This window comes from Aurantimonas litoralis (assembly GCF_026153195.1).
In the GTDB taxonomy this organism is placed as follows: domain Bacteria; phylum Pseudomonadota; class Alphaproteobacteria; order Rhizobiales; family Rhizobiaceae; genus Aurantimonas; species Aurantimonas coralicida.
On sequence record NZ_JAPFBM010000004.1, the window covers coordinates 186,814 to 213,241 of the forward strand.

Genomic DNA, 26,428 nt, shown 5'->3' on the forward strand with positions numbered 1-26,428 from the left:
CCCTTCTCATGATGCTGGAATCGTTCTAGATTGGGTTCGCTGGAAGTTAACCAGCGACGATGGTCGAGGACGATTTGATGCGGCTTACCCGCCAGACGAACTACGCGATCCGGATCCTGATGTACTGCGCCTCCAATGGCGGGCAGCTCAGTCGCATCAAGGATATCGCGGCAGCCTATTCGGCGTCGGAGCTGTTCCTGTTCAAGATCCTGCAGCCGCTGGTCGAGGCCGGCATGGTCGAGACGGTGCGCGGCCGCAATGGCGGCGTGCGCCTGGCGCGGCCGGCTGCGGCGATCAATCTGCGCAATGTCGTGGAAGTGACCGAAGAGAATTTCGCCCTGGCGGAGTGCTTCGAGACCGGCGCCGTGGATTGCCCGCTGATCGAGAGCTGCGAGCTCAATTCGGCCCTGCGCGAGGCGCTGAACGCGTTTCTCGGCGCGCTGGGCAATTACACGATCGACGATCTCCTGGGCAACAAGGCGTTCATGCGCCGGCGGCTCGGCCTGATGGAACCGGTGCACGGGCTCGCCGCGGCGAGCTGAGGCGCATCCTGCGATCGTTTGACGGGACCGGCGCAGGGATGGCGCGCCGGTCGCCCTCCTGCGTGTGACGTGCGTGTGTGAGACCGCTGGCAGGATGGCTGCGGTACTCCTATATGCCGGCCGTCACCCGCCATTTCGTCAACAGCGGCCAGCCCTCTTCATGGATACCAAGGTTACCGACGCCGCGGACGCCGCCTGGGCCACCGCGCCGTCTCCCTGCGTCGACATCTGCAAATACAAGCGCCAGGGCCGCTGCGTCGGCTGCTCGATGACCAAGGCGGAGAAGCAGGCCTTCCCGTCGTCGGGCGGTGCGGAGCAGAAGCGCGAGTTCATCGAGACGCTGATCGGGCGCCTGCAGGAATCGGCGCGCAATCCGGCCTTCTGGATCATGTCCTACCGGCGCAAATGCGAGCGGGAGGGCGTTCCCTGTCCGATCCCGGTGGAGGGCGACGACGCCTGATCCGTGTCGCCCGCAAACACTGTCGAGACATGCAAAAGGCCCGCCGGACGATCTCCGGCGGGCCTTTTGCATGTCTCGTGTCCGCCGCCGGAAAGGGCGGCGAGCGGGTCGCCTCAGGCGGCGGTGGTCTTCAGATGGGCGCGCAGCATCCAGGCGAACTTGTCGTGCTGCTCGATGCGGGCGGTCGCCAGGTCATTGGTCGCGAAGTCGCCATGCTGGTCGGCGACCTCGGCAAGCGCCGACAGGGTCGAGGAGAGGGTCTCCTGATCCTGCATCAGGACCTCGACCATGGTGCGGGCGTCGGTGCGGCCGTCATGCTCTTCGATGGCGCTGCGCTCCAGATAGACCGAGTAACGGCCCTCGGCATGGGCGTCGAACGCCTTGATCCGCTCGGCCAGCGTGTCCTGACCTTCGAAGTGATCCTCGTAGATCTCCTGGAACAGCGCGTGCAGGGCGCCGAAGGACATGCCCGTCACGTTCCAGTGGAAGTTCTGGGCCTTCAGCGTGGCGATCGCCGTCTCGGCCAACGACTGGGTGAGGCCGTTGACGATCTCTTCCTTCGCCGTCGGCTCGATCTTGGCTGCTACTAGTCCCATGGTCTCCGGTCCCTTAGTGGTGTCTTAGAATAATTCTAATCTAGCCTCCGGGGCCGGGCATGGCAAGGTCGCGGCAATCGGTCCCATGCGATTTTTCGCGTCAGAGCGTCCGGGCGAGGGAGGCCGCAAGGAAGCGCAGCCAGCGCCGGCCCTCGGGGCGGACCCGCCAGGCGACCAGCGCACCAGCGGCGGCGTTCTCGCCGGCGCGCAGCACCGCGAGAAGGCGCAGCAGCCAGATCTCGTCGTCCGAGGCCTGTTTCGCGCCGGGACGGTAGAACACCATCTCGCGCAGGCTCTGGCCGGACAGGCCGCGGAAGAAGGCGATGGCGAAGCGCTCCAGCGAGACGTTCTCCTCGCCGGCGAGAAGGAAGCAGGCCCGTTCGAGATCGGGTTTCGGGGCGAGCCGGCTGCGCAATGCGAACCAGCGCAGGCGGTTCAGCTCGTCGCGTTCGGCATCGGTGAGCTGGGGCGCGGCGGGACGGACCGTCGGGCAATTGCCGCCGGGAAAGGCGAGGATTCGCGCCGGGGCGCGCCCGGAGGAGGGAAGAGTCTCGGGCAGGGGCAGTGCAGACATTCAGGCAACCGCGTTCTGTAAGAAGACCGCGCCGGGAACCCGCGACAGGGAATCGCACCCGACGTCTCGAACCGTTCTAAACTTGACAACTACGTTCATCTATTCATAGCAGACCGGGAATGGAAGGGAAGTGCCGCAGGCCGGATCGAGACCGCCACGTCATTCGCCCCTTCGCCATCCGACCATCACAGGAGCGCCCGTGGCCAAACGTTGGGCCGATGCCCCGTCCCCGTGCATCGATATCTGCAAATACAAGGATGGCGGCCGCTGCATCGGCTGCGCCATGACCAAGCCGGAAAAGAAGCGGTTCAAGCGGCTGGACGGCAAGGCCGAGAAGAAGGCGTTCTTCCGGACCCTCGCCGAGCGGCTGGTCCGGGCCGGGCGCTACAATCGCTGGGCGCATGTCTATCGGCGCAAATGCGACAAGAAGGATCATCCGTGCCCGCTGGACAAGCTGGAGGTGCCGGTCGAGGCGTGATCGCACGGGGCGGAAACGGTTGAGAGATCGATTCCGGACCATCCGGCAATGCTTTGTGCTCACACGGCAAAAAGGCGGCGCGCCAGTCAGGCGCGCCGCCTTTTTCGTGGGATGAACCGGTTCCCGAGGCGAACCGGCCGGGCCGGAATTTATTCGGCCGGGGCAGGCGCCGGCGTTGCTGCGCCATCGTCGCCGGAGGTCGGAGCCGTGTGGCTGCCGCGGGCCGGCTGCTTGCGGGCCAGCAGCTTGTAGAACAGCGGGATGAAGAAGATCGCGACGAAGGTCGCCGCGAGCATTCCGCCGATGACGCCGGTGCCGATGGAGTGGCGGCTGGCCGAGCCGGCGCCGGTGGAGATCGCCAGCGGCACGACGCCCAGGATGAAGGCGAGCGACGTCATGACGATCGGCCGGAAGCGCAGCTTGGCGCCCTGCAGCGCGGCGTCGAAGGCCGACAGACCCTCCTCGCGTTTCAGAACCGCGAACTCGACGATCAGGATGGCGTTCTTGGCCGCCAGTCCGACCAGCGTGACGAGGCCGATCTGGAAGTAGACGTCGTTGTCGAGGCCGCGCAGCCAGATCGCCAGCAGCGCGCCGAACATGGCGAAGGGCACCGCCAGAAGGACCGCGATGGGCAGCGACCAGCGTTCGTACTGGGCCGACAGGATGAGGAAGACCATCAGAATGCCGAAGCCGATGGCGGCGAGCCCGGTGCCGCCCGAGGCGATCTCCTGATAGGCCGAACCCGTCCAGGCGACCTGATAGCCGTCGGGCAGCTTTTCGGCCGCGATCTCCTGCATGGCCTGCAGCGCCTGTCCCGACGAATAGCCGGGGGCGGGGCCGCCGGAGACCTTGGCGGCGGTGAAGGCGTTGAAGCGCTCGATGAGGTCGGGGCCGACGATGCGCTCGACCGACAGGAGGGCGTCGAGGGGGATCATCGCGCCGTTGTTCGCCTTGACGTAGACGAAGCGCAGATCCTGCGGCTTCTCGCGGAAGTCGGATTCGGACTGGAGCGAGACCCGGTAGTTGCGGCCGAGCAGGGTGAAGTCGTTCACATAGAGCGAGCCGAAGGTCGACTGCATGGTCTCGAAGATCGAGGAGATCGGCACGTCCTGCGCCTTGGCCTTCTGGCGGTCGACGTCGATCTGGTACTGCGGGACGTTGGCCGAGAAGGTGGTGCGCACGCCGGCCAGCTCCGGCCGCTCGGCGGCGGCCGCCACCAGCGCGCTGGTCGCCGCGACCAGTTCCTGGGAGCCGCGGTTCTGCCGGTCCTGCACGAACAGGTCGAAGCCGCCGGTGGTGGACAGGCCCTGGATCGGCGGCGGGTTGAAGGCCAGCACCATGCCGTCCTGGATGCCGGCGTTCATGCCCATGATCGGGCCGGTGAGGTTGCGGGCGTCGAGCGACGGGTCCTCGCGCTCCGACCAGTCCTTGAGGGTGACGAAGGCCACGCCCGAGCTGGACTTCTGGGTTCCGGCCAAGAGGTCGAAGCCGGCGAAGGCGACCACGTCGGCGACCGCCGGATGCTCGCGCACATTCGCGCTGACCTGCTCCATCACCTCCGTCGTGCGCGCCAGCGAGGCGGCCGGCGGCAGGATGGCGATGGCGAAATTGACGCCCTGATCCTCGTCGGGGACCAGCGAGCCGGGGATCGTCTGGAAGAAATAGTAGCTGCCGCCGACGATGCCGGCGAACAGGACGAGGGCGACGACGGCCCGGCGCATGATGAAGGCAACGCCGGCGCCATAGGCGTTGGTCAGCTTGTCGAAGCCCGTGTTGAACCAGCGGAACGGCGCCCAGGGCTCGGAATGGCCCTGCTTCAGGAGAAGGCCGCAGAGCGCCGGGGTGAGGGTGAGGGCGACGATGCCCGAGATCACCACCGACACGGCGATGGTGACGGCGAACTGCCGGTACATGGTGCCGGCGAGGCCGCCGAGAAACGCCACCGGGATGAACACGGCGCACAGGACGAGCACGATGGCGATCACCGGGCCGGCGACTTCGGTCATCGCCTTGGCGGTGGCGTCCTTGGCGTTGAGCCCCTCGGTGGTCATGATCCGCTCGACATTCTCAAGCACCACGATGGCGTCGTCGACGACGATGCCGATGGCCAGGACAAGGCCGAACAGGGTGAGGAGATTGATCGAGAAGCCGAGCGCCAGAAGCACGCCGAAGGTGCCGATGATCGACACCGGGACGGCGAGCATCGGGATCAGCGTTGCCCGGAAGCTCTGCAGGAAGATGAAGACGACGACGAAGACCAGCGCCATGGCCTCGATGAAGGTCATGATGACCTCCTCGATGGAGGCCTCGATGAACTTGGTGGTGTCGTAGGGAATGGCGAAGCTGATGCCATCGGGGAAGGAGCCGGAGAGCTCCTCCATGCGGGTGCGCACGCCGCTCAGCGTGTCGAGGGCGTTGGCGCCGGGCTGCAGGTAGATGCCGATGGGCACCGTCGGCGTGCCGTTATAGGTGGCGTTGAAGCCGTAATCCTGGGCGCCGAGCTCGACCCGCGCGACATCCTTCAGGAGCAGCGAGGAGCCGTTCTCGTCGGAGCGCAGGATGATGTTCTCGAAGGCCTCGGCGTCGGGCAGGCGCCCGGCCGTGGTCACCGAATAGGTGAAGGCGAGGTCGGTGTTGGTGGGCGGCGCGCCGAACTGGCCGGCGGCGAACTGGGCGTTCTGGTCGCGCACGGCCGTGGCCACGTCGCCCGGCGTCAGGCCGTAGGAGGCCAGCGCGTCGGGCCGCAGCCAGATGCGCATGGAATAGTTGCGGGCGCCGAAGAGCTGCGCCTCGCCGATGCCGGGCAGGCGCTTCAGCTCGTCGAGGACGTTGAGCAGCGCGTAGTTCGACACATAGGTGGCGTCGTAGCGCGGGTCCTCCGACGACATGGTCAGAACCGCGAGGATCGACGAGTTCTGCTTGGCGACGGTGACGCCGAGACGCTGGACCTGCTCGGGCAGCGAGGCATTGGCCTGCTGGACGCGGTTGTTGACGTTGATCGTCGCCTGGTCGGGATCGGTGCCGCTGGCGAAGGTGACGGTGATCGTCGCCGTGCCCGTCGAGGAGTTCGTGGACTGCATGTAGAGCATGTCCTCGACGCCGTTGATCTGCTGCTCGATCGGCGCGGAGACGGTCTGGGCGATGGTCTCGGCGCTGGCGCCGGGATAGGAGGCGCGCACCTGGACCTGCGGCGGCACCAGCTGCGGATACTGCTCGATCGGCAGCGCGCTGATCGACAGCAGGCCACCGAGGGTGATCAGGATCGAGATGACGGCCGCGAAGATCGGCCGGTCGACGAAGAACCGCGCATTCATCGGGCGGACTCCGCCGAAGCGTCGCCGTCGCTGGTGGCGCGGCGGGCGTCGGCGCCATCGGGCAGGGCGGTCAGCGGCACCGGCGGGGCATCCGTGCGCCCGACTTCACCGGGCGTGTGCCCGGCGTCGGCAACGACCTTGTCGTTGGCCGCGTCGACGGCGCGCTCGATCGCACCCTGCTGTTCGCCAGCCGCCTCGTTGGCAGTGTCGGCGGCGGGCTCGTCGGCAGCGGCAGGCTCGGGGGCGTCTGTTGCGGGAGCTGCCTCGGCGGCGGGGGCGTCCGTCGCAGGTGCATCGGGCTTGGCACCGGCGGCATCGGCGTTCGCGGCTGCCGGCTGCGGATTGACCGGGGCGCCGGGGCGAACCTTGACGACACCCTTGACGACGACCTTGTCGCCATCGGCGAGGCCCTCGGAAATGACGATGGAGCCGTCGAGCTCGCGGCCGACGACGACCGGGCTGACCTCGGCCAGGTTCTCGTCGTTCAGCGTGTAGACGAAGGTGCCCTGCGGGCCCTGCATCAGCGCCTCGGTCGGCAGTTCGATGGCGTTCTCGATGGACAGGCCCTCGAGCTGCAGGCGCACGAACTGGCCCGGCAGGAGGCGGCTTTCGGGATTGGGCAGGACGGCGCGCGACAGGATCGTGCCGGTCTGCGAATCGATCGTCGTCGAGGTGAAGTCGATGGTGCCGGTTTCGCCGTAGGTCTCGCCATTGCCGAACATCAGCGTGACGGTGAGGTCGGACGGCGAGGAGGCGCCCTGCAACTGGCCGCTCTCGACCAGTTCGCGGATGGAGGCGGCTTCCCTGTCGGCGGCCGAGAAGTTCACATAGACCGGATCGAGGCGGCTGATGCGGGTCAGCAGGTCGCCGGTGCTGAGCAGGCTGCCCTCGGGCACCTGTTCCAGGCTGGTCACGCCCGCGACCGGCGCCTCGACGGTGGCGTAGTCGAGGGAGAGGGTGGCGGTCTGCAACTGCGCCTCGGCGGCGGCGACCTGGGCTTCGGCGAGTTCGCGCGACGAGACGGAGTCCTCAAGGGTCGCCTGGCTCGACGCGCCGCTCTGGGCGAGCTGCCGGGCGCGGGCCTCGGTCCGCTTGGCCTGGCCGAGCTGGGCCTGCGCCTGGAGCACCTGCGCCTTGGCCAGCGCCACCTGCGCCTCGTAGGTCGCCGGATCGATATGGAACAGCAGCGTGCCGGCCTCGACGCGCGAGCCCTCGTCGAAATTGCGTTCGAGCAGGATGCCGCCGACGCGTGCCCGGACCTCGACCTCGCGGGAGGAGGCGACGCGACCGGCATATTCGTAGGTCACCGGCAGGTTCTTGCTCTTCACCGTCAGGACGGTGACGGCAGGCGGGGGCGGGGTGCCGCCGGCCTGTGCGAAGGCCGCGCCCGCGGCTGCCAGCGAGACGCCGACGCACGCCGTCATGCGCAAAATCAGGTTAAGTCCGCGCATTGTAAAACCTTTTTCCGGCCGGCCATGGCGCCGCTCTCTTGCATTGCGGCATACATACATCCATAAATGTATCGGAGCAAGGGAGGCCCGGACTTGAGACGCACCAAGCAGGACGCGATGCAGACGCGCGAGGCGATCCTCGACGCGGCGGAAACGCTGTTCTACGAACAGGGTGTCGCAGGAACGACCCTCAGTCACATTGCCGCGAGTGCCGGCCTGACGCGCGGCGCGATCTACTGGCACTTCTCCAACAAGCTCGAACTGTTCCGGGCGATGCAGGAGCGCGCGAAGCTGCCCCAGGAAGAGTTCTTCGACGAGCAGGCCTGTGCCGGCCGGCGGTCGCTGCAGGACCTCTACGAGAACACGCTGGAGGCGCTTCGCCATCTGGAGCGCGACGAACGGACGCGCAAGATCCTGACCATTCTCCTGTTCCGCTGCGAATATGTCGGCGAGATGCAGGATGCGATGCTGCGCCGGGCCGATGCCGAGGCGACCATGCACAAGGCGATCACCGGCATTTTCGCGGCGGTGCAGATTCGCGGCGAGCTGAAGCACGAATGGCAGCCGAAGGAGGCGGCCACCGCCTATGTCTGCGCGGTGAGCGGCGTCATCTCGGAATGGCTGCGCTCGGATCGGGGCTTCGACCTGACCGGGGTCGGCGCGCGCGTGGTGCGCAGCGTGATCGCGGGCTTTGCCTGTTCGAGCGCGCGGGTCGCGTGCCTCGAAGAGATGGCCGAGGCGCGGGCCGCGGCGAACCTGAACTGAGGTGAGGACGGGCGCACGCGCCGCATGGCGGCTGCGGCGAATGTTTTCCCCGAACAATGCCGATATTTGGAACGTGCGACGCTGCATTGCGGGGTGCGGGGTTCTATCTTCCGGCACGACTGCGATGTAGGCACGGGGCAAGGATGCCGTCCGGCCTGCCATTCTCCCGACAGCCGGGACCCGATCAATCGTGACGCGGCGGTGACCGTCGCGCGCACCGGACAAGGCCGTCTCGCGCGGTCGCGGACCATGGAAAGGAACGACGCCTGATGAGTTCTCTCGCCCAACAGCCGGAGCATTCGCCGGAGCCTGCCTTCCCGATTCCCGCCGGCGTCTTCGCCGAGACGGTGACCAAGGTCACGCACTATACCGACAGCCTGTTCGCCTTCCGCATCACCCGGCCGCAGAGCTTTCGCTTCCGCTCGGGCGAGTTCGTGATGATCGGCCTCCCGAACGCGGCCAAGCCGGTCTATCGCGCCTATTCCATCGCCAGCCCGGCCTGGGACGAGGAGCTGGAGTTCTTCTCCATCAAGGTGCCGAACGGCCCCTTGACCGAGCATCTGCAGAAGATCCAGGTCGGCGACACGGTGCTGATGCGCAAGAAGCCGACGGGCACGCTCGTCCATGACGCGCTGAAGCCCGGCAAGCGGCTGTTCCTGTTCTCGACCGGAACCGGCATCGCGCCCTTCGCCTCGGTGATCCGCGATCCGGAGACCTACGAGAAGTTCGATCAGGTGATCCTCACCCAGACCTGCCGGGGCAATGCCGAGCTGGCCTACGGCCGCGAGCTGGTGGAGACGTCGAAGGCCGACGAGCTGATGAGCGAGTTCATCGGCGACAAGCTGATCTTCCACGCCAGCGCGACCCGCGACGGCGAGACGCGCGGCCACCGGATCACCACGCTGATCGAGAACGGCAAGCTGTTCGAGGACCTCGCCATCGCGCCGCTGGACCCGGAGACCGACCGGGCGATGATCTGCGGCTCCATGGCGATGCTGAAGGACACGGAAGCGCTGTTGGAAACCCGCGGCTTCGAGGAAGGCGCCAACAACAAGCCCGGCACCTTCGTCGTCGAACGCGCCTTCGTGGACTGAGGACGGCGCGCCCGCTGCCAGCAGCGGGCGCGTTGACCGACGACTTCGAACGGGGCGATCATCTGCGTTCCTCCGTAATCAAGGATCTGCAGGAACGAATGTTTTCCGAATGCTTGGGCGCATCAGATGAATTTGAATATCAGCTGTTAGCGTCTCTGCGTAAGTCCAGGATGTTGTTGGCCCCAGGGTCCGTCGTCAAGCGATGTGTGTGGCTGCGGAGCGGCTCTGAGAGCGGGGGCGATCGGCGCTGGCGCAGCTTGACAGCGCCGGCGCCGGGCGGCACGCCGACGATATGACGCACGCACCCCATGCCGGACTGAAGGTCCTGGAACTCGCCCGTATCCTGGCCGGCCCGTGGATCGGCCAGACGCTCGCCGATCTCGGCGCCGACGTGATCAAGGTCGAGAGCCCCGCGGGCGACGACACCCGCGGCTGGGGGCCGCCCTTCGTCGAGCGGGACGGCGAGCGCACGGCGGCCTATTTCCACGCCTGCAACCGCGGCAAGCGCTCGGTGGTGGCCGATTTCGGCACCGAGGAGGGGCGGGAACTGGTGCGGTCGCTGGCGGCCGAGGCGGACGTGCTGATCGAGAACTTCAAGGTCGGCGGGCTGGCGAAGTTCGGCCTCGACTACGCGAGCCTGAAGGCGATCAATCCGCGCCTCGTCTATTGCTCGGTCACCGGCTTCGGCCAGGACGGCCCCTATGCGGGCCGGGCCGGCTACGATTTCATGATCCAGGGCATGGGCGGCATCATGAGCCTGACCGGCGACCCGGCGGGCGAGCCGCAGAAGATCGGCGTCGCCTTCGCCGACATCTTCACCGGGCTCTACGGCACCATCGCCATCCAGGCGGCGCTGGCCGACCGCGAGCGGACCGGGCGCGGCCAATATGTCGACATGGCGCTGTACGACTGCATGGCCGGCGTCCTCGCCAACCAGGCGCTGAACTTCTTCGCCACCGGCGCCGCGCCGTCGCGGCTCGGCAATGCCCATCCCAACATCGTGCCGTATCAGGTGTTTCCGGTCGCCGACGGCCATCTGATCATCGCCTGCGGCAACGACCGGCAATTCGCGCGGCTCTGCGCCGTCCTCGACCTGCCGCAGCTGTCCGCCGATGCGCTCTACGCCACCAACGAGGCGCGGGTCGCCAACCGGGAGGCGCTGACGCCGATCCTGGCCGGCGCGATCGCCGCATGGCGCCGCGACGACCTTCTCGCCGCGCTGGAGCCGGTGGGCGTGCCATCGGGACCGATCAACGATGTCGCCGACGTCTTCGCCGACCCGCAGATCGTCCATCGCGGCATGCAGATCGCGCCGGGCGGCATGGCGGGCGTACGCAGCCCGATCACCTATGGCGAGGCGGAACTGTCGCTGGAGCGGCCGGCGCCGAAGCTCGGCGAGCACCAGGGCGCGGGTTTCGGCGACGGCGGCTGATCGCGGCGACTGGGAGAGCCGCGCTGCCTAGACGGCGAGGTGGCTGGAGACGATGTCGGGATCGGCTTCCATCTCGGCAAAGCTGCCGGTGAAGCGGACGGTGCCGGTCTCGATGATCACCGCGCGGTCGGCGATGGCGCGGGCAAAGCCGAGATTCTGCTCCGACAGAAGCACCGACAGGCCTTCGCGCTTGAGGTCGCGGATCGCCGCGGCCATGGCGTCGACGATGACCGGTGCGATGCCCTCGGAGGGCTCGTCGAGCAACAGGGTACGCGGATTGCCCATCAGGGTGCGGGCGAGACTGAGCATCTGCTGTTCGCCGCCGGACAGGCGCCCGCCCTTCTGGCCGCGGCGTTCGCCGAGATTGGGGAAGAGTGCGAAGAGCCGCGCCGGGGTCCATTGCGTGTCGGCGTCCGCGGCGTCGCGGTGGCCGACCTCGAGGTTTTCGGAAACCGTCAGATCCTTGAAGATGCGGCGGTCCTCGGGGACGTAGCCGAGGCCCAGCCGCGCGATGCGGTAGGGCGGCAGGCCGGTGATGTCGGCGCCGCGATAGCGCACCGTGCCGCGGCGCGGGCGCACGAGGCCCATGGCGCTCTTCAGCGTCGTGGACTTGCCGGCGCCGTTGCGCCCGACGAGGGCGACGATCTCGCCTTCGTTTACGGTCAGCGACACGCCATGCAGGATGTGTGCGTCGCCGTAGAAACTGTCGATCGCTTGCAGTTCAAGCATTTGGCGAGACTTGTTCTGTGACTGATTCCGGTGTGCCGCCGCCGAGATAGACGGCGCGAACGGTCGGGTCGGCGCGGATCGCATCGGCGGTGCCCTCGGCAATGACGGCGCCCCGGTTGAGCACCACGATGCGGTCGGCATGGGCGAAGACCACATCCATGTCGTGCTCGGTAAAGAGGACGCTGAGGCCGGTGTCCTCGACAATGCCGCGCACCAGCGCCATCAGGGCGGTGCGCTCGCGCGGCGCCATGCCGGCGGTCGGCTCGTCCATCAGCAGAAGCCGCGGCGATGCGGCCAGGGCGACGGCGAGCTCCAGCCGCTTGACGTCGCCATAGGCAAGCTCGGCGGAGGGACGGTCGGCGGCCTCTTCCATGCCGACGATGGCGAGCAGGCGGTCGGCGGCGTCGCGCTCGGCGGCGACGGCGCGGGAAAAGAAGTCGAAGCGGCGCTTGCGATGGGCGAGCAGGGCAGTCTGCAGGTTTTCGCGCACCGTCATGGAGGTGAAGGTCTGGGTGATCTGGAAGGTGCGGCCGACGCCGCGCCGGGCGATGCGACGGGCCGGCAGGCCGGCGATCTCGGACCCGAACAGCCGCACCGAACCGCGATCGGAGCGCAGCTGGCCGTTGAGCATGTTGAAGGTGGTGGATTTGCCGGCGCCATTGGCGCCGATCAGGGCCAGCATCTCACCCGACGCGACGTGAAAGCCGACGTCGTCGACCGCGACGACGCCGCCGAAGGACTTGCTCAGGCCGCGAATCTCCAGCGCGTTCATGCCGGCGCTCCGGAAGGGGACGTGGCGCGGCGGCGTGCGCGGCCGGCCAGCGACCGCAGGCCGCCGGCGATGCCCTGGGGCGCCAGAATGCAGACGGCGAGGATGATGACGCCGAAGATCGACCGCCAATAGGGCAGCCGGCCGACCCAGTCCTCGATGCCGACGAAGATCGCGGCGCCGGCGATCGGACCCGACAGGGCCTGCACGCCGCCGATCAGCACCATCAGCAGGGCGTCGACGGACTGGCCGACCGCCAGGATGGTGGGAAAGACGCTGCCCTTGGCGAAGACGAAGACCGTGCCGGCGAGCGCGGCGAAGAGGCCGGCGATGACGAAGGCGGCGAGCTGGCGGCCGCGCACGTCGAGGCCGATGGCCTCGGCGCGCAGGGGCGAGTCGCGGGTGGCGCGCAGGAGATAGCCGAAGGGCGCATGGGCGATGCGGCGGATCAGCCAGAGGCCGGCGGCGCACAGGCCAAGGGCGATCAGATAATAGACCGTGCGGGAGGCGGCGAAGCGGTCGGGCCAGACGCCGAGAATGCCGTCGTCGCCGCCGGTGACATCCTGCCATTGCAGGGCGACGGCCCAGAGGATCTGGGCGCCGGCGAGGGTCAGCATGGCGAGATAGACGCCGGACAGGCGCACGCAGAACCAGCCGATGACGAGGGCGCCGAGGCCGCCGGTGGCGACGCCCAGCGCCATGGCGGCGAACATCGGCAGGCCGAGGGCCGTGGCGGCCAGCGCCGCGCCATAGGCGCCAAGGCCGAAGAAGGCGGCGTGGCCGAAGGAGATCATGCCGCCGAGGCCCATGATGAACTGCAGGCTGGCGGCAAACAGCGCGGCGACGAAGAAATCGGTGAGCAGGATCAGGGCAAAGCCGGATTCGACCAGCGGCAGCAGCGCGAAACCCGCGACCGCGAGGACGACGAGGATCGTCACCGTGCGGCCGGGCAGCCGCAGGGTGGCGCCGCGTTCGGCCGGGGCCGGCGCCACGAGGGCGGCCTGGCCGAACAGGCCGTAGGGCTGCACCACCAGGATCGCCGCCATCACCAGGAAGGGCAGGACGGTGGCGAGGGTCGGAAACCACAGGAGGGTAAAGGCATTGAGGACGCCGATCAGGACGGCCGCCGCATAGGCGCCGCCGATAGAGCCGAGCCCGCCGACGACGACGATGACGAAGGCCTCGACCACCACGTCGAGATCGAGGGCGAGGCTGACGGCCTCGCGCGGGGTCTGGAGGGCGCCGGCAAGGCCCGCAAGGAAGGCGCCGAGCATGAAGACGGTGGTGAACAGGCGCGCCTGGTCGACGCCGAGGGCGCCGGTCATCTCGCGGTCCTCCGTCGCGGCGCGGACCAGCGTGCCCCAGCGGGTGCGGTTGAGGACCAGCCAGACGGCGGCGAGGACGACCGGGCCGGCGGCGATCAGCAGGAGGTCGTATTGCGGCACCGGCTCGCCGAAGATCCGCAGGGCGCCGCCGAGACCGGGGGCGCGGGGCGCGAGCAGATCTTCCGGCCCCCAGACCGCCAGCGCGACATCCTGAATGACGAGGAGCACGCCGAAGGTGGCGACGAGCTGGTAGAGTTCGGCCGAGGCGTAGAGCCGGCGCAGGATGACGATCTCGATCAGCCCGCCGATCAGCGCCACTGCGACGGCCGCCACCAGCATGCCGCCCCAGAAACCAAGATGGCCGGTCGGCAGCCAGGTAACGGCCGAATAGGCGACATAGGCGCCCAGCATGAACAGCGAGCCGTGGGCGAAATTGACGATGCGGGTGACGCCGAAGATCAGCGACAGGCCGGCCGCCACCAGGAACAGCGACGACGCGTCGGCAAGGCCGGCCAGGAGCTGGGCGAATACGAAGCCGAGCGTCGTCAACACCGTCTCCTCGTTGGGGATGGGCGCCAGCGCGCGGCGACCGGAGGGGTCACCACGCGCCGGCGTCTGTGCGCTGCCTGTGCGGCCGGCCTATTCGGCGGGACGAAGCTTGCGGGCATCCTCGGGCGACGGCAGGTAGTCGGCACCGTCGGCATAGCGCCAGTCGACCATGACGCCCTGGCCATCGCGCACCGCCGTGCGGCCGACCCAGGCGCCCATGGTGGACTGGTGGTCGGCCTCGCGGAAGGTGAAGGGACCGGACGGGGCGTCGGGCACCTCGAGGCCCTCGAAGGCGGCGATGAGGGAGTCGGCGTCGGTGGCGCCGCCGGCCTTCGTCAGGGCGGCGGCGAGGGCCTTCATCCCGTTATAGCCGACCAGCGAGCCCGCATAGGGATGCTCGCCGTATTTCGCCTCATAGGCGGTGCGGAAGGCGTCATGCTCGGGCGTATCGATGTCGTACCAGGGGTAGCCGGTGACGATCCAGCCTTCGGGGGCCTCGGCGCCCAGCGGCTCGAGATATTCCGGCTCGCCGGACAGCAGCGAGGCGACCTCGCGGCCGTCGAACAGGCCGCGAATGTCGCCCTCTCGGACGAACTTGGCGAGGTCGGCGCCGAAGGTGACGTTGAAGATCGCGTCGGGCTTCATGGCTTCGAGGGCGCGCACGGTGGGGCCGGCGTCGAGCTTGCCCTGGGGCGGCCATTGCTCGCCGACGAACTCGACGTCGGGCTTGCGCTTCTTCAGCTCGGCCTTGAAGGCGGTGACGGCATCGGTGCCATAGGCATAGTTCGGCGCGATGGTCGCCCAGCGGGTGGCGTCGAGCTTGGCGGCTTCTTCGGCCAGCATCGCCGCCTGCATGGCCGTCGAGGGGCGCAGGCGGAAGGTGTAGCGGTTGCCCTGCGACCAGACGATGGCGTCGGCCAGCGGCTCGGTGGCCAGATACGGCACCTGGCGCTGCTTGGCGAAGTCGGTGAGGGCGAGGCCGACATTGGAGAAGAAGCCGCCCCACACCACCGCGACGTCGTCGGAGGCGACGAATTCCTCGGCGATGCGGATGGCGTCGGCGGGCTTGCCATTGTCGTCGCGGCTGACGACCGCGACCGGCCGGCCGTCGATGCCACCGGCGGCGTTGATCTCTTCCAGCGCCAGTTCCCAGCCCTTGCGATAGGGACCGGTGAAGGCGGGCAGGGTGGTGTAGCTGTTCATCTCGCCGAGGGTGATCGGCTCCTGGGCGAGGCCCGGCGTGGCGAGCCCGGCGAACAGGCCGAGGGCCCCTGCGAGCGTGGCGAACATCCGTCCGGTGATCATGGCAAGTCCCCGTGTCTGCGGCCGCAGCTCCCCCGGTCTCGAGGGTCGACCCTGCCCCGGCGTCATGGCCGAAAGCGGCTGCCATCGCAAGGCCACAAGGACGTCATAGCCCCGCCAAGGCCGTATCCGGACAGGGCAAATCGCCGCTTTCGCGTCAGCCCGGCGCAGGCTTTGAGGCTTAATCTCCGGTTAACCGACGTCCGATTAGATCGCCCAGCAACCGAAAATTAACGCAGATGACCAAAGCGCTAACAGACACCCGTCCGATCCGCCTCAAGGGCCGCTCCTTCCTCGCGCTGGTGCTGTCCCCTGAGCTGCCGTTCGACAGCTGGCTGGCTCGCCTCGACGATCTGGCCGCCCGTTCGACCGGCTTCTTCCTCGGTCGTCCCATCGTTCTCGACGTCGAGGGCCTGGACATCGACCAGGCGCAGCTGAAGGAGCTGATCGGCGAACTCGGCGAGCGCAGTGTCCGGATCATGGGCATCGAAGGCGCCCGCGCCTCGCTGCTCGGCTTCGGCATGCCGCCGGCGATGAAGGGCGGACGTCCGGCCGACGATTTCGAGGCGCCGGCCGCGCCGGCTCCCGCGAGCGCGCCGGCCAGCACTGCCACGAAGGCCGAAGCGCCGGCCCCGCGGCCCGAGCCGCAGCCGGTCCGAGCAATGCCGTCGATCATCATCCACGAGCCGGTGCGCTCGGGCCAGTCGGTGATCTTCCCGGAAGGCGACGTGACCATTCTCGGCTCGGTCGCGTCCGGTTCGGAGATCGTCGCCGGCGGCTCGATCCACGTCTACGGCACCCTCAGGGGCCGGGCGATGGCCGGCTCGGTCGGCAACGCCTCGGCCCGCATCTTCTGCCGCAAGCTCGAGGCCGAGCTTCTGGCGATCGACGGCCTCTACAAGATGGCCGACGACATGAATCCGGCGCATCGCGGGCAGGCCGTGCAGGTCTGGCTCGACGGTGACACGCTGAAGACGGAAATCCTGGTCTAGCCGGCGGCCGACCAGCATACAGGAGAACGAGATGGCAAAAGTAATCGTGGTGACCTCGGGCAAGGGAGGCGTCGGCAAGACGACCTCCACGGCAGCGCTGGGCGCCGCGCTGGCGCAGCGGGGCGAGAAGACCGTCGTGGTCGATTTCGACGTCGGCCTGCGCAATCTCGACCTGGTCATGGGCGCCGAGCGCCGGGTGGTCTACGACCTGATCAACGTGGTGCAGGGCGACGCCAAGCTGCCGCAGGCGCTGATCCGCGACAAGCGGCTGGAGACTTTGTTCCTGCTGCCGGCCTCGCAGACCCGCGACAAGGACAATCTCACGTCGGAAGGCGTCGAGATCGTCATGAACGAGCTGCGCGAGACCTTCGACTGGATCATCTGCGACAGCCCGGCCGGCATCGAGCGCGGCGCGACCCTGGCGATGCGCCATGCGGACGTCGCGGTCGTCGTGACCAACCCGGAAGTCTCCTCGGTGCGCGATTCGGACCGGATCATCGGCCTGCTGGACGCCAAGACCGCCAAGGCCGAGCGCGGCGAGCGGATGGAGAAGCACCTGCTTCTGACCCGCTACGACCCGAACCGGGCCGAGCGCGGCGACATGCTGAAGGTCGAGGACGTGCTGGAGATCCTGTCGATCCCGCTCCTCGGCATCATTCCCGAATCGATGGACGTGCTGCGCGCGTCCAACCTCGGCACGCCGGTCACGCTGGGCGACGCCCGCAGCGCACCGGCGCTGGCCTACACCGACGCCGCGCGCCGCCTGGCCGGCGAGACCGTTCCCATGGTGATCCCGGGGGAGAAGCGCGGCCTGTTCGGCAAGATCTTCGGACGGAGAGCGGCATGAGCCTTTTCAGTTTCTTCAGCAAGCAGAGCTCGGCGCCGATGGCGCGCGAGCGCCTGCAGGTCCTGCTCGCCCACGAGCGCGCGACGGTCGGCCATTCCGATCTCGTCGGGCTCCTGCGCGAGGAGATTCTCGCGGTGATCGCACGGCACGTCCATGTCGACCGCGAGAAGGTGATCGTGAAGATGGATCGCGGCGAACAGGTCTCGACCCTCGAGGTCGACATCGAGATTCCCGTGACCGCGAGCGTGCGGGCCGCCTGACGGCGCCCGCCCCAACCCGCGGCGGGATCCCCGTCGCGGAACCGGCAAGAAGGAGAACACCATGAGCCGAGTGACCATGCTCGAGCGGCTCAAGGAGCTGCAGAAGACGCCGAAGTTCCAGAACCGCGACATCCGCACGATCAGCGCGATCCTCTCCAACGAGGCGCTGGCCAAGCATGTGGAAGCCTGCGAGCAGTCGGCGGCGCGCTGAACCGAGCGCCTGACATGCATCGAGGCCCGGCTGCAGGAGACTGCGGCCGGGCCTTTTGCATGCGTATCGCGCACGGCACGCAGCGCCCGCCCGTGCGGCGAATTGGCTTGCGTCGCGCCGGCCGATCGCTAGTCTGCGAGCTGATCGGATTCGACGCTTGCGCCGGGTCCGTCGAAGGATGGTTCCCCCGCTGCCACGCGGCAGGGGCGAAGAGGGAATGCGACGGGCCGACCCAAACAGGGGGCCCATATCGCAGCCGACCCCGCGACTGTAGAGCGGCGAGGTCTTCACCACCGGGATGCGTCGGGCCGTCAGGCCAGGCGAGACCGGCGAAAGCCACTGGAGATGTCTCCGGGAAGGCCAGGCGAAGACCGACGACCCGCGAGCCAGGAGACCTGCCATCCACGTGCGACGTCTACGGGACGGGATGTTCCTTCAGGACCTGTGTTTCGATCCGGCGGCCGTCGTGCCGCGGAGTTTCGGGGAAACGCCGGTTTTTTGGGACTATCCGCGTCCGTTCCAACAGGACACGGGAGTTGTCTTCATGCCTTTCCGCAATCGTTTCGCCGTGACGGCGCTGCTGTCCCTGATTCCGACCGCGGCCTTCGCCCACCACCCGGCTGGTGGCATGGCGCCGCAGGGCATGGGTGAGGGCCTGTTGTCGGGTCTCGCCCATCCGGTCATCGGCCTCGACCACCTGGCCTTCATCATCGGTGTCGGCCTGCTCGCCGCGCTGACCGCGCATCGCTTCGCCGCGCCGCTGCTGTTCATCGGCGCCACCGTCGCCGGCACGCTGCTGCACCTGATGGCCTTCGACCTGCCGGCCGCCGAATTCGTCGTCGCCCTGTCGGTCGCCGGCATCGGCATCCTCGCTTTGTCCGGCCGCTCCTACGGCATGCTGGCGATCGGTTCGCTCTTCGCCGTCGCCGGCCTGTTCCACGGCTATGCCTATGGCGAAGCGGTGGTCGGTTCGGAATCGAGCGCGGTCGTCGCCTATCTGATCGGCTTTGCGGCCATCCAGTATGTCGTCGCAGTCTCCGCCGGCTTCATCGCCGTGCGGCTTCTCGGCAGCGGCCTGGCCGCCCGCGAGAATTTCGGCCTGCGGGTGTCAGGCGGCGTCGTCGCCGGTGCCGGGGCGATGATCCTCGGCGAGCAGCTGCTGGCGATCGCCGGTCTTGCCGGCTGAGGCCGGCGCGACCGACCGCCTCGTCCTCGTTCTCGGTGGCGCGCGCTCGGGCAAGAGCGCCTTCGCCGAGCGCCGCGTCGGCGGGAGCGGTCGCGCCCCCGTCTACATCGCGACGGGGCAGGCCTTCGACGCCGAAATGACCGCCCGGATCGACGCGCACAAAGCGCGTCGGCCGGCGCCGTGGCGCACCGTCGAGGCGCCGCTCGATCTCGTCGCGACCATTGAAAGCGAAGCGGCGCCGGACCGGGCGCTGCTGGTCGACTGCCTGACGCTCTGGGTGTCGAATTTGATGCTCGCGGAACGCGACGTCGACCAGGAGGCCGACCGGCTCGCGGCCTGCCTGCAGGGCCGGCCGCCGGGGCTGATCGTCTTCGTCTCCAACGAGGTCGGCCTGTCGATCGTCCCCGAAAACGCCATGGCGCGGCGCTTCCGCGACCACGCCGGGCGTCTCCACCAACTGATCGCGGCCGCGTGCGACGAGGCGATCTTCGTCGCCGCCGGCCTACCGCTCACCCTGAAAGGTTGAAGCCGTGCAGAAGATACCAGCCACCGTTGTCACCGGCTTTCTCGGCGCGGGCAAGACGACGCTGATCCGCAACATGCTGCAGAATGCCGGCGGCCGGAAGATCGCCCTGATCATCAACGAGTTCGGCGACCTTGGCGTCGATGGCGACATCCTGACCGGTTGCGGCATCGAGACCTGCACCGAGGACGACGTGGTCGAGCTGACCAATGGCTGCATCTGCTGCACCGTCGCCGACGACTTCATCCCGACCATGACCAAGCTGCTCGCCCGCGACCGGCTGCCGGATCACATCGTCATCGAGACCTCGGGGCTGGCGCTGCCGCAGCCGCTGGTCGCCGCGTTCAACTGGCCCGAGGTGAAGACGCGGGTGACGGTGGACGGCGTGGTGACGGTCATCGACACCGCCGCGGTCGCCGCCGGACGCTTTGCCGACGACGAGGCCAAGGTCGCCGCGGCCCGGGCCGCCGACGAGAGCCTCGACCACGACAATCCGCTGGAAGAGCTGTTCGAGGACCAGATCCGGGCGGCCGACCTGATCGTCCTGAACAAGGCCGACCTCGTCGACGCGGCGACGCTGGAGCGGGTGCGCGGCGAGATCGGCAGCCAGTGCGCCGAGGCCGTGAAGATCGTCACGGCGGAAGGCGGCGTGCTGCCGACCGACGTGCTTCTGGGCCTGTCGGCCGGGACGGAGGACCTGATCGCCGATCGCAAGTCGCATCACGAGCTCCACCATGAAGGCGAGGGCCACGATCACGACCATGACGAGTTCGAGAGCTTCGTCGTGGAGGCCGGGCAGGTCACCGATCCGAAGGCCTTCGCGGAGGGACTGTCGGCGGTTATCGCCGGCCACGACATCCTGCGGCTGAAGGGCTTTGCCGACGTGCCGGGCAAGCCGATGCGGCTGGTCGTGCAGGCCGTCGGCCAGCGGATCGAGACCTATTTCGACCGGCCCTGGAAGCCGGGCGAGACCCGCGCCACCCGGCTGGTCGTCATCGGCCTGCATGACGGGCTGGACGCGGCGACCTGCGGGACGATCCGGGCGACCATCCGCGCCCTGACCGATGGAGCGGCGCAGGCGGCGGCGGAGTAGGGCGCAGCGTCGTGCATCTTCTCCTTGCCCAGAAAGGCACGATCGACGATGGCGGCGAGGCGGTCGATCTCGGCCAGACGCCGGCCGACATTGTCGTGCTGTCGGCGGCCGACACGGAGATTGCCGGCCTGGCCGGGGCCGCCGGACGGCTGGGTGCGGCTGCCCCGTCGCTGCGGCTGGCGAACTTCCTGCGGCTGAAGCATCCGATGTCGGTCGACGCCTATGTCGCCCGGACGCTTCGCCATGCGAAGCTGGTGGTGGTGCGCATTCTCGGTGGCGCCGCCTACTGGCCCTATGGGCTGGACGCGCTGTTGGCCAATGCCCAGGCGACGGGCGGCCATCTGGTCGTGGTGCCGGGCGACGACAAGCCGGACCCTGGGCTCGACCGCTACAACACCCTTGGAGAGGGGCCGCGCGCCCGGCTGTGGCGCTATCTCGTCGAGGGCGGGCCGGCGAATGCGGAGAATTTCCTGCAGGCGCTGGGCGCGATCCTGTCGAACGGGGACTGGCCGCCGGAGGCGCAGCCGCTCCTGAAGGCGGGCAGGCTGGAACTGGCGGGCGTCGAGGCCGACGCGTCGCGGCCGGCTGCCGCTCCGGTGCGGCCGCTGGCGGCGATCGTCTTCTACCGGGCGCTGATGCAGAGCGGCCAGACCGAGCCCGTCGAGGCGCTGGCGACCGCGATGGCGCGGCAGGGGCTCGAAATCCTGCCGGTCTATGTCTCCAGCCTCAAGGACCCGGTGTCGATCGAGACCCTGCGGGCGCTGTTTGCCGAGCGGGCGCCGGACGTCGTCGTCAATCTGACCGGCTTCGCCGTCTCGTCGCCCGGCGGCGAGCGGGTGCCGACGGTGCTGGAGGAAGGCGGGGCCGTCGTCCTGCAGGCGGTGCTGGCGAGCGGGGCGCGCGAGGCCTGGGAGGCCTCGTCGCAGGGGCTCTCGGCGCGCGATCTGGCGATGAATGTTGCCCTGCCGGAAGTGGACGGGCGGGTGCTCGGCCGGGCGATCGCCTTCAAGTCGGCGGGCGACTGGGATGCGCTGACCCAGACGGACATCGTGGCGCATCGCGCGCTGCCGGACCGGGTGGATTTCGTTGCCGAACTGGCGGCGCGCTGGTGCCGGCTGCGGACGAAGCCCGCGAAGGCGCGGCGGGTGGCGATCCTCCTGGCGAACTACCCCAATCGGGACGGGCGGCTCGGCAACGGCGTCGGCCTGGATACGCCGGCCGGGACGATCACCGTCCTCAACGCCATGGCGGCGGCGGGCTACGACGTCGCCGACGTGCCGGCGACGGGCAACGGGCTGATCGATCACCTGATGGCCGGTCCGACCAATGCCGGGACGGCGGCGCGGGTGATCCGCGAGACGCTGGCGCTCGCGGCCTATCGCGCGTTCTTCGACGGTTTGCCGGAGGCTGTGCGGGCGGCGGTGACCGAGCGCTGGGGCGCGCCCGAGGCCGATCCGTTCTTCCTGGCCGATTGGGACGCGTTTGCGCTGCCGCTGGCACGGTTCGGCGCGACGCTGGTCGGCATCCAGCCGGCGCGCGGCTACAATATCGACCCGAAGGAGACCTACCACTCGCCGGACCTCGTGCCGCCGCACAATTACCTGGCGCTCTACGCCTTCCTGCGGACGCAATACGATGCCGACGCGGTGATCCACATGGGCAAGCACGGCAATCTGGAATGGCTGCCGGGCAAGGCGCTGGCGTTGTCTGAGACCTGTTTCCCCGAGGCGGTGTTCGGGGCGCTGCCGCATCTCTATCCGTTCATCGTCAACGATCCGGGCGAGGGCACGCAGGCCAAGCGCCGCACGAGCGCGGTGATCATCGATCATCTGACGCCGCCGCTGACGCGGGCCGAGAGCTACGGGCCGCTGCGCGATCTCGAGGCACTGGTCGACGAATATTACGAGGCGGCCGGCAGCGATCCGCGGCGGCTGGAGCTGCTGAAGGGGCAGATCCTCGATCTCGTCCGCGACATCGGTCTCGACCAGGATGCCGGCATCGCGGCGGGCGAGGCCGAGGATAGGGCGCTGGAAAAGCTCGACGCCTATCTGTGCGACCTGAAGGAGATGCAGATCCGCGACGGGTTGCATGTCTTCGGCGTCGCGCCGGAAGGCCGGCTCCTGACCGATCTGACCGTGGCGCTGGCCCGGCTGCCGCGCGGCAGTGCGCCGGGCGACGGCTCGCTGCACCGGGCGATCGCGGCCGATCTGCTGGGAAGCGATGGCGGGGAGGCGGAGGACTTTGATCCGCTGGATTGCGACATGGCGGCACGCTGGACCGGGGCGCGGCCCGACGTGCTTCAGAACCTGTCGGCCGATGCCTGGCGCACGGCTGGCGACACGGTCGAGCGGATCGAATGGCTGGCGGCGCTGCTCGTGACCGGCGAGACGGCGGCGGAGCCGGGCTGGACCGCGACGCGGGCGGTGCTGACAGAGGTCGAGACGCGGCTCGCGCCGGCGGTGACGGGGTCGGGCCCGGCCGAGATCGCCGGACTGCTGGCCGGGCTTGCCGGCCGCTTCGTTGCGCCGGGACCGTCGGGCGCACCGACGCGGGGACGCCCGGACGTGCTGCCGACCGGCCGCAACTTCTTTTCCGTCGACACCCGTGCCGTGCCGACCGAGGCAGCCTACGATCTCGGCCGGCGCTCGGCGGAGCTTCTGGTAACGCGGCATCTGCAGGACGAGGGCGACTGGCCGCGCTCGATCGGGCTGACGGCCTGGGGCACCTCCAACATGCGCACCGGCGGCGACGACATTGCCCAGGCGCTGGCGCTGATCGGCGCCCGGCCGGTCTGGGACCGGGCCTCGCGGCGGGTCACCGGCTACGCCATCGTGACGCTGGCCGAACTCGGCCGGCCGCGGGTCGACGTGACCTTGCGCATCTCGGGCTTCTTCCGCGACGCCTTTCCCGACCAGATCGCGCTGTTCGACCGGGCGATCCGGGCGGTCGGGGCACTGGACGAGGAGGCGGCGGACAATCCGATCGCGGCGCGGATGCGGGCCGAGCGGCAGGCGCTCATGGCCGACGGCGTCGATGAGGCCGAGGCTGCGCGGCGGTCGGGCTTTCGCATCTTCGGCTCCAAGCCCGGCGCCTACGGCGCGGGACTGCAGGCGCTGATCGACGAGAAGGGCTGGGACGACCGGGCGGATCTGGCCGAGAGCTACATCGTCTGGGGCTCCTATGCCTACGGGGCGGACGCCGCGGGCGAGGCGGACCGGGCCGGCTTCGAGCAGCGGCTGTCGGGGATCGAGGCGGTTGTCCAGAACCAGGACAACCGCGAGCACGACCTTCTGGATTCCGACGATTACTACCAGTTCGAGGGCGGCATGACGGCGGCGGTCGAGCAGGTCTCGGGCGACCGGCCGGTGGTCTATCACAACGACCATTCGCGGCCCGAGCGACCGGTGGTGCGCACGCTGGACGAGGAGATCGGCCGGGTGGTGCGGGCCAGGGTGGTCAATCCGAAATGGATCGCCGGCGTCATGCGCCACGGCTACAAGGGCGCCTTCGAGATCGCCGCGACGGTGGACTATCTCTTCGCCTTCTCGGCGACCACGGGCGCGGTGCGCGACCATCATTTCGAGGCGGTGTACCGGGCCTTCGTGGTGGACGAGCCGGTGCGGGACTTCATGCTCGACAACAATGCGAACGCCTATCGCGAGATGTGCGACAAGCTTGCCGAGGCGATCGACCGGGGCCTATGGATACCGCGCTCGAACTCCGCCCGGGCGGAGCTGGGTGCCGGATGACGGACCGCAGGAGGCGCGCGCATGGACATCCACCGGGTGGAGATGGCCGACGACGAGACGCGCAGCCGCATCGTGGCGCCGCTGGCGGAACTGGCGACGCGCACCGACTTTGCCATGTCGCCGCGCTTCCTGACCCTGGCTTTGAGCGACGCGGCGGGTATCGACGGCGGGCTGATCGCCCAGATCTACTGGAACTGGCTGCATATCGAGGTGCTGGCGGTGCCCGAGCGCCATCGCGGCGCGGGCCTGGGCCGGCGGCTCGTCGAACGGGCCGAGGCGATCGCGCGCGACTCGGCGCTGCGCGGGGTCTGGGTCGACACCTATTCGTTCCAGTCGCCCGGCTTCTACGAGGCCATGGGCTATCGCCCCTTCGGCCGGCTGCCGGACTATCCGGAGGGCGAGGAACGCATCTTCTACGCCAAGATCTTCGGCGACCAGACACAGACCGCAGGGGAGGCCTGACATGAACGACAAACCCAAGATCACCGACGGCATGTCGGACGCCGAGCTCGACGCCCGGCACGCCGAGAAGATGAAGAAGAAGAAGGCGGCGCGCGACAAGATCATCGCCACCAAGACGATCGAGAAGGGTCTCGTCATCGTCCATACGGGCAAGGGCAAGGGCAAGTCGACGGCCGGCTTCGGCCTGGTCTTCCGGGCACTGGGCAACGGCATGAAGGTCGCCGTCGTGCAGTTCGTGAAGGGCAAGTGGGAGACCGGCGAGCGCAAGGTGCTGGAGAAGTTTCCCGACCAGGTGACGATGACCGCCATGGGCGACGGCTTCACCTGGGAGACCCAGGACCGGCAGCGCGACATCGCCGCGGCGAAGGCGGCCTGGGAGCGGGCCAAGGCGCTGATCATGGACGACGAACACAAGCTGGTGCTGCTCGACGAGCTGAACATCGTCCTGCGTTACGACTATCTCGATCTCGCCGAGGTGATTGAATTCCTGAAGGGCAAGCCGGAGATGAAGCATGTCGTCATCACCGGTCGGAACGCCAAGGACGAGCTGATCGACTTCGCCGATCTCGTCACCGAGATGGAAATGATCAAGCACCCGTTCCGCTCGGGCGTGAAGGCGCAGCTCGGGATCGAGTTCTAGGGTCATTCGCCGGCCTGTGGATGGCGCTCACGAGCGCCGCGTTTCGCCTCCATTTCGACATAAACCAGCAGTTGATCGCCCCCTTCCAACGGTTGCAAAGGCAACCGGCTATTGCGTGGGGGATGAAGATGAAGAGCTTTTGCCGGATGGTGTCGCGCCGATCGGTCCTGTCGGCTGTCGTGGTCGTGGCCGCGCTGTGGGCAGGGCCTCAGGCGCAGGCCGAGGACGCCACGGCGCGCCTGGCGGAGACGGTGCGGGGGCTGGAAGAGCGGCTGGATGCCCGCATCGGCGTCTTCATCCGCGACAGCGGCAGTGACTGGCAGTGGGGGCACCGCGAAGACGAGCGCTTCCTGATGACCAGCACGTTCAAGTCGGTTCTGTGCGGGGCGGTGCTGGAGCAGGCCGAACAGGGCGCACTGGCGCTCGACGAGCCGGTGGAGATCCGGGCCGCCGACATTCTCAGCTATGCGCCGGTGACCGAAACGCGCCAGGGCGGCGCGATGACGGTCGGCGAACTCTGCCTGGCGACGACGGACATGAGCGACAACACCGCCGCGAACCTGCTTCTCGCCAGGCTCGGCGGTCCGCAGGCGGTGACCGCCTTCCTGCGCGGCATCGGCGACGCGGTGACCCGGCTCGACCGGACCGAGCCCGATCTCAACATCTTCGCCCCCGGCGATCCGCGCGACACGACCAGCCCCAAAGCCATGGCGACGAGCTGGGAGAACATGCTGATCGGGGACGGATTGCGCCCGGCGTCGCGCGAGCAACTGCGCGAGTGGATGCGCCTTGGCGGCGTGACCGGCAAGCTGATCCGCGCCAGTACGCCCAAGGACTGGGAGGTGGTCGACAAGTCCGGCGGCGGACAGGACTATACGCGCAGCCTCGTGGCGATGATCACCCCGCCGGGGCGCGCGCCGGTCTTCGTGGCGATCTATCTGTCCGACTCGCCGGCGGATTTCAGCACGCGCAATGCCGCAGTCGCCGAGATCGGCGCAGCCATCGTCCCGGTGATCGCGGCGCGTTGAGGATGGCCGCGGCCGGCAGTCGATCCTGAGGCTCGTCGTCTGACGTCGCTGCGCCGA

25 protein-coding genes and 1 riboswitch are annotated in these 26,428 nt (G+C 68.7%); of the genes, 17 read left to right on the plus strand and 8 right to left on the minus strand.

From position 1 onward, the window contains the following. Positions 1–77 precede the first annotated feature (77 nt). Both rirA and N7I30_RS10700 read left to right on the plus strand, forming a co-directional pair. Positions 78–542: an iron-responsive transcriptional regulator RirA gene (gene rirA / locus N7I30_RS10695; protein ID WP_024348786.1), complete on the plus strand. Its 465-nt coding sequence runs from the start codon at positions 78–80 to the stop codon at positions 540–542. A 160-nt stretch (positions 543–702) separates the two neighbouring features. Continuing rightward, entirely contained in the window at positions 703–1,002 is a 300-nt protein-coding gene (locus N7I30_RS10700; protein ID WP_228238957.1) for a DUF1289 domain-containing protein, read from the plus strand. Between the two features lie 113 nt (positions 1,003–1,115). Here N7I30_RS10700 and N7I30_RS10705 read toward each other — a convergent pair whose 3' ends face one another. Together N7I30_RS10705 and N7I30_RS10710 are read right to left on the minus strand one after the other, a co-directional pair. After that, positions 1,116–1,598: a Dps family protein gene (locus N7I30_RS10705; protein ID WP_024348784.1), complete on the minus strand. Its 483-nt coding sequence runs from the start codon at positions 1,596–1,598 to the stop codon at positions 1,116–1,118. Between the two features lie 100 nt (positions 1,599–1,698). Then, positions 1,699–2,172, minus strand: a complete 474-nt coding sequence (locus N7I30_RS10710) for a hypothetical protein (protein WP_187392509.1) — start codon at positions 2,170–2,172, stop codon at positions 1,699–1,701. Between the two features lie 199 nt (positions 2,173–2,371). On the opposite strand from N7I30_RS10710, the gene N7I30_RS10715 reads away from it, so the two are divergent. Then, positions 2,372–2,650 carry a DUF1289 domain-containing protein gene (locus tag N7I30_RS10715; RefSeq protein ID WP_498638711.1) on the plus strand — a complete coding sequence of 93 codons (279 nt, stop codon included), beginning with the start codon at positions 2,372–2,374 and terminating at the stop codon, positions 2,648–2,650. A 149-nt stretch (positions 2,651–2,799) separates the two neighbouring features. Here the strand turns inward: N7I30_RS10715 and N7I30_RS10720 are convergent, their stop codons facing one another. Both N7I30_RS10720 and N7I30_RS10725 read right to left on the minus strand, forming a co-directional pair. Then, positions 2,800–5,964, minus strand: a complete 3,165-nt coding sequence (locus N7I30_RS10720; RefSeq protein ID WP_491373834.1) for an efflux RND transporter permease subunit — start codon at positions 5,962–5,964, stop codon at positions 2,800–2,802. Then, on the minus strand, positions 5,961–7,388 hold the full coding sequence (locus tag N7I30_RS10725; protein ID WP_498638713.1) for an efflux RND transporter periplasmic adaptor subunit: 1,428 nt from the start codon (positions 7,386–7,388) through the stop codon (positions 5,961–5,963). Before N7I30_RS10725 ends, N7I30_RS10720 begins: the two co-directional genes overlap by 4 nt. Before the next feature lie 120 nt (positions 7,389–7,508). Between N7I30_RS10725 and N7I30_RS10730 the strand changes: the two genes are divergently transcribed. The 3 genes from N7I30_RS10730 (at position 7,509) to N7I30_RS10740 (ending at position 10,706) form a co-directional block, all read left to right on the plus strand. Next, entirely contained in the window at positions 7,509–8,180 is a 672-nt protein-coding gene (locus N7I30_RS10730) for a TetR family transcriptional regulator (protein WP_024348780.1), read from the plus strand. Positions 8,181–8,449: 269 nt separating this feature from the next. Then, a complete protein-coding gene (locus N7I30_RS10735) occupies positions 8,450–9,274 on the plus strand; it encodes a ferredoxin--NADP reductase (protein ID WP_498638715.1) in 825 nt (274 codons plus the stop codon). 292 nt (positions 9,275–9,566) lie between these two features. Continuing rightward, positions 9,567–10,706 carry a CaiB/BaiF CoA transferase family protein gene (locus N7I30_RS10740; RefSeq protein WP_498638717.1) on the plus strand — a complete coding sequence of 380 codons (1,140 nt, stop codon included), beginning with the start codon at positions 9,567–9,569 and terminating at the stop codon, positions 10,704–10,706. A gap of 27 nt (positions 10,707–10,733) precedes the next feature. Here N7I30_RS10740 and N7I30_RS10745 read toward each other — a convergent pair whose 3' ends face one another. The 4 genes from N7I30_RS10745 to N7I30_RS10760 all read right to left on the minus strand — a co-directional run bounded on the left by N7I30_RS10745 (position 10,734) and on the right by N7I30_RS10760 (position 15,383). Continuing rightward, positions 10,734–11,435: an ABC transporter ATP-binding protein gene (locus tag N7I30_RS10745; protein ID WP_498638718.1), complete on the minus strand. Its 702-nt coding sequence runs from the start codon at positions 11,433–11,435 to the stop codon at positions 10,734–10,736. Further along, positions 11,428–12,207 carry an ABC transporter ATP-binding protein gene (locus N7I30_RS10750; protein WP_498638720.1) on the minus strand — a complete coding sequence of 260 codons (780 nt, stop codon included), beginning with the start codon at positions 12,205–12,207 and terminating at the stop codon, positions 11,428–11,430. Before N7I30_RS10750 ends, N7I30_RS10745 begins: the two co-directional genes overlap by 8 nt. Beyond that, entirely contained in the window at positions 12,204–14,081 is a 1,878-nt protein-coding gene (locus N7I30_RS10755) for an ABC transporter permease (protein WP_498638722.1), read from the minus strand. The genes N7I30_RS10750 and N7I30_RS10755 overlap by 4 nt, the downstream gene beginning before the upstream one ends. A gap of 87 nt (positions 14,082–14,168) precedes the next feature. Then, positions 14,169–15,383 carry an ABC transporter substrate-binding protein gene (locus tag N7I30_RS10760; protein ID WP_491391923.1) on the minus strand — a complete coding sequence of 405 codons (1,215 nt, stop codon included), beginning with the start codon at positions 15,381–15,383 and terminating at the stop codon, positions 14,169–14,171. 236 nt (positions 15,384–15,619) lie between these two features. On the opposite strand from N7I30_RS10760, the gene minC reads away from it, so the two are divergent. The 11 genes from minC to bla all read left to right on the plus strand — a co-directional run bounded on the left by minC (position 15,620) and on the right by bla (position 26,371). After that, the gene (gene minC, locus N7I30_RS10765; RefSeq protein ID WP_187392500.1) at positions 15,620–16,372 is read left to right on the plus strand and encodes a septum site-determining protein MinC; all 753 of its coding nucleotides are present in this window, start codon (positions 15,620–15,622) and stop codon (positions 16,370–16,372) included. 31 nt (positions 16,373–16,403) lie between these two features. Beyond that, positions 16,404–17,219 carry a septum site-determining protein MinD gene (gene minD / locus N7I30_RS10770; RefSeq protein ID WP_009208858.1) on the plus strand — a complete coding sequence of 272 codons (816 nt, stop codon included), beginning with the start codon at positions 16,404–16,406 and terminating at the stop codon, positions 17,217–17,219. Beyond that, the gene (minE, locus tag N7I30_RS10775) at positions 17,216–17,479 is read left to right on the plus strand and encodes a cell division topological specificity factor MinE (RefSeq protein ID WP_024348772.1); all 264 of its coding nucleotides are present in this window, start codon (positions 17,216–17,218) and stop codon (positions 17,477–17,479) included. Before minD ends, minE begins: the two co-directional genes overlap by 4 nt. A gap of 61 nt (positions 17,480–17,540) precedes the next feature. Further along, entirely contained in the window at positions 17,541–17,690 is a 150-nt protein-coding gene (locus N7I30_RS10780) for a hypothetical protein (protein WP_169513611.1), read from the plus strand. Between the two features lie 162 nt (positions 17,691–17,852). Continuing rightward, positions 17,853–18,107, plus strand: a riboswitch (cobalamin riboswitch). Positions 18,108–18,234: 127 nt separating this feature from the next. Then, complete coding sequence (locus tag N7I30_RS10785; RefSeq protein ID WP_277023556.1) at positions 18,235–18,876, plus strand: HupE/UreJ family protein; 642 nt, start codon at positions 18,235–18,237, stop codon at positions 18,874–18,876. Beyond that, complete coding sequence (cobU, locus tag N7I30_RS10790) at positions 18,866–19,402, plus strand: bifunctional adenosylcobinamide kinase/adenosylcobinamide-phosphate guanylyltransferase (protein WP_498638725.1); 537 nt, start codon at positions 18,866–18,868, stop codon at positions 19,400–19,402. The genes N7I30_RS10785 and cobU overlap by 11 nt, the downstream gene beginning before the upstream one ends. Positions 19,403–19,406: 4 nt before the next feature. Beyond that, on the plus strand, positions 19,407–20,492 hold the full coding sequence (gene cobW, locus N7I30_RS10795) for a cobalamin biosynthesis protein CobW (RefSeq protein WP_498638727.1): 1,086 nt from the start codon (positions 19,407–19,409) through the stop codon (positions 20,490–20,492). Between the two features lie 11 nt (positions 20,493–20,503). Continuing rightward, positions 20,504–24,241, plus strand: a complete 3,738-nt coding sequence (gene cobN / locus N7I30_RS10800; protein ID WP_498638729.1) for a cobaltochelatase subunit CobN — start codon at positions 20,504–20,506, stop codon at positions 24,239–24,241. Positions 24,242–24,262: 21 nt separating this feature from the next. After that, entirely contained in the window at positions 24,263–24,703 is a 441-nt protein-coding gene (locus N7I30_RS10805) for a GNAT family N-acetyltransferase (RefSeq protein ID WP_498638731.1), read from the plus strand. A 1-nt stretch (position 24,704) separates the two neighbouring features. Beyond that, a complete protein-coding gene (gene cobO / locus N7I30_RS10810; protein ID WP_009208866.1) occupies positions 24,705–25,343 on the plus strand; it encodes a cob(I)yrinic acid a,c-diamide adenosyltransferase in 639 nt (212 codons plus the stop codon). A gap of 128 nt (positions 25,344–25,471) precedes the next feature. Then, positions 25,472–26,371: a class A beta-lactamase gene (bla, locus tag N7I30_RS10815; protein ID WP_498638733.1), complete on the plus strand. Its 900-nt coding sequence runs from the start codon at positions 25,472–25,474 to the stop codon at positions 26,369–26,371. The last annotated feature ends 57 nt before the right edge of the window (positions 26,372–26,428 follow it).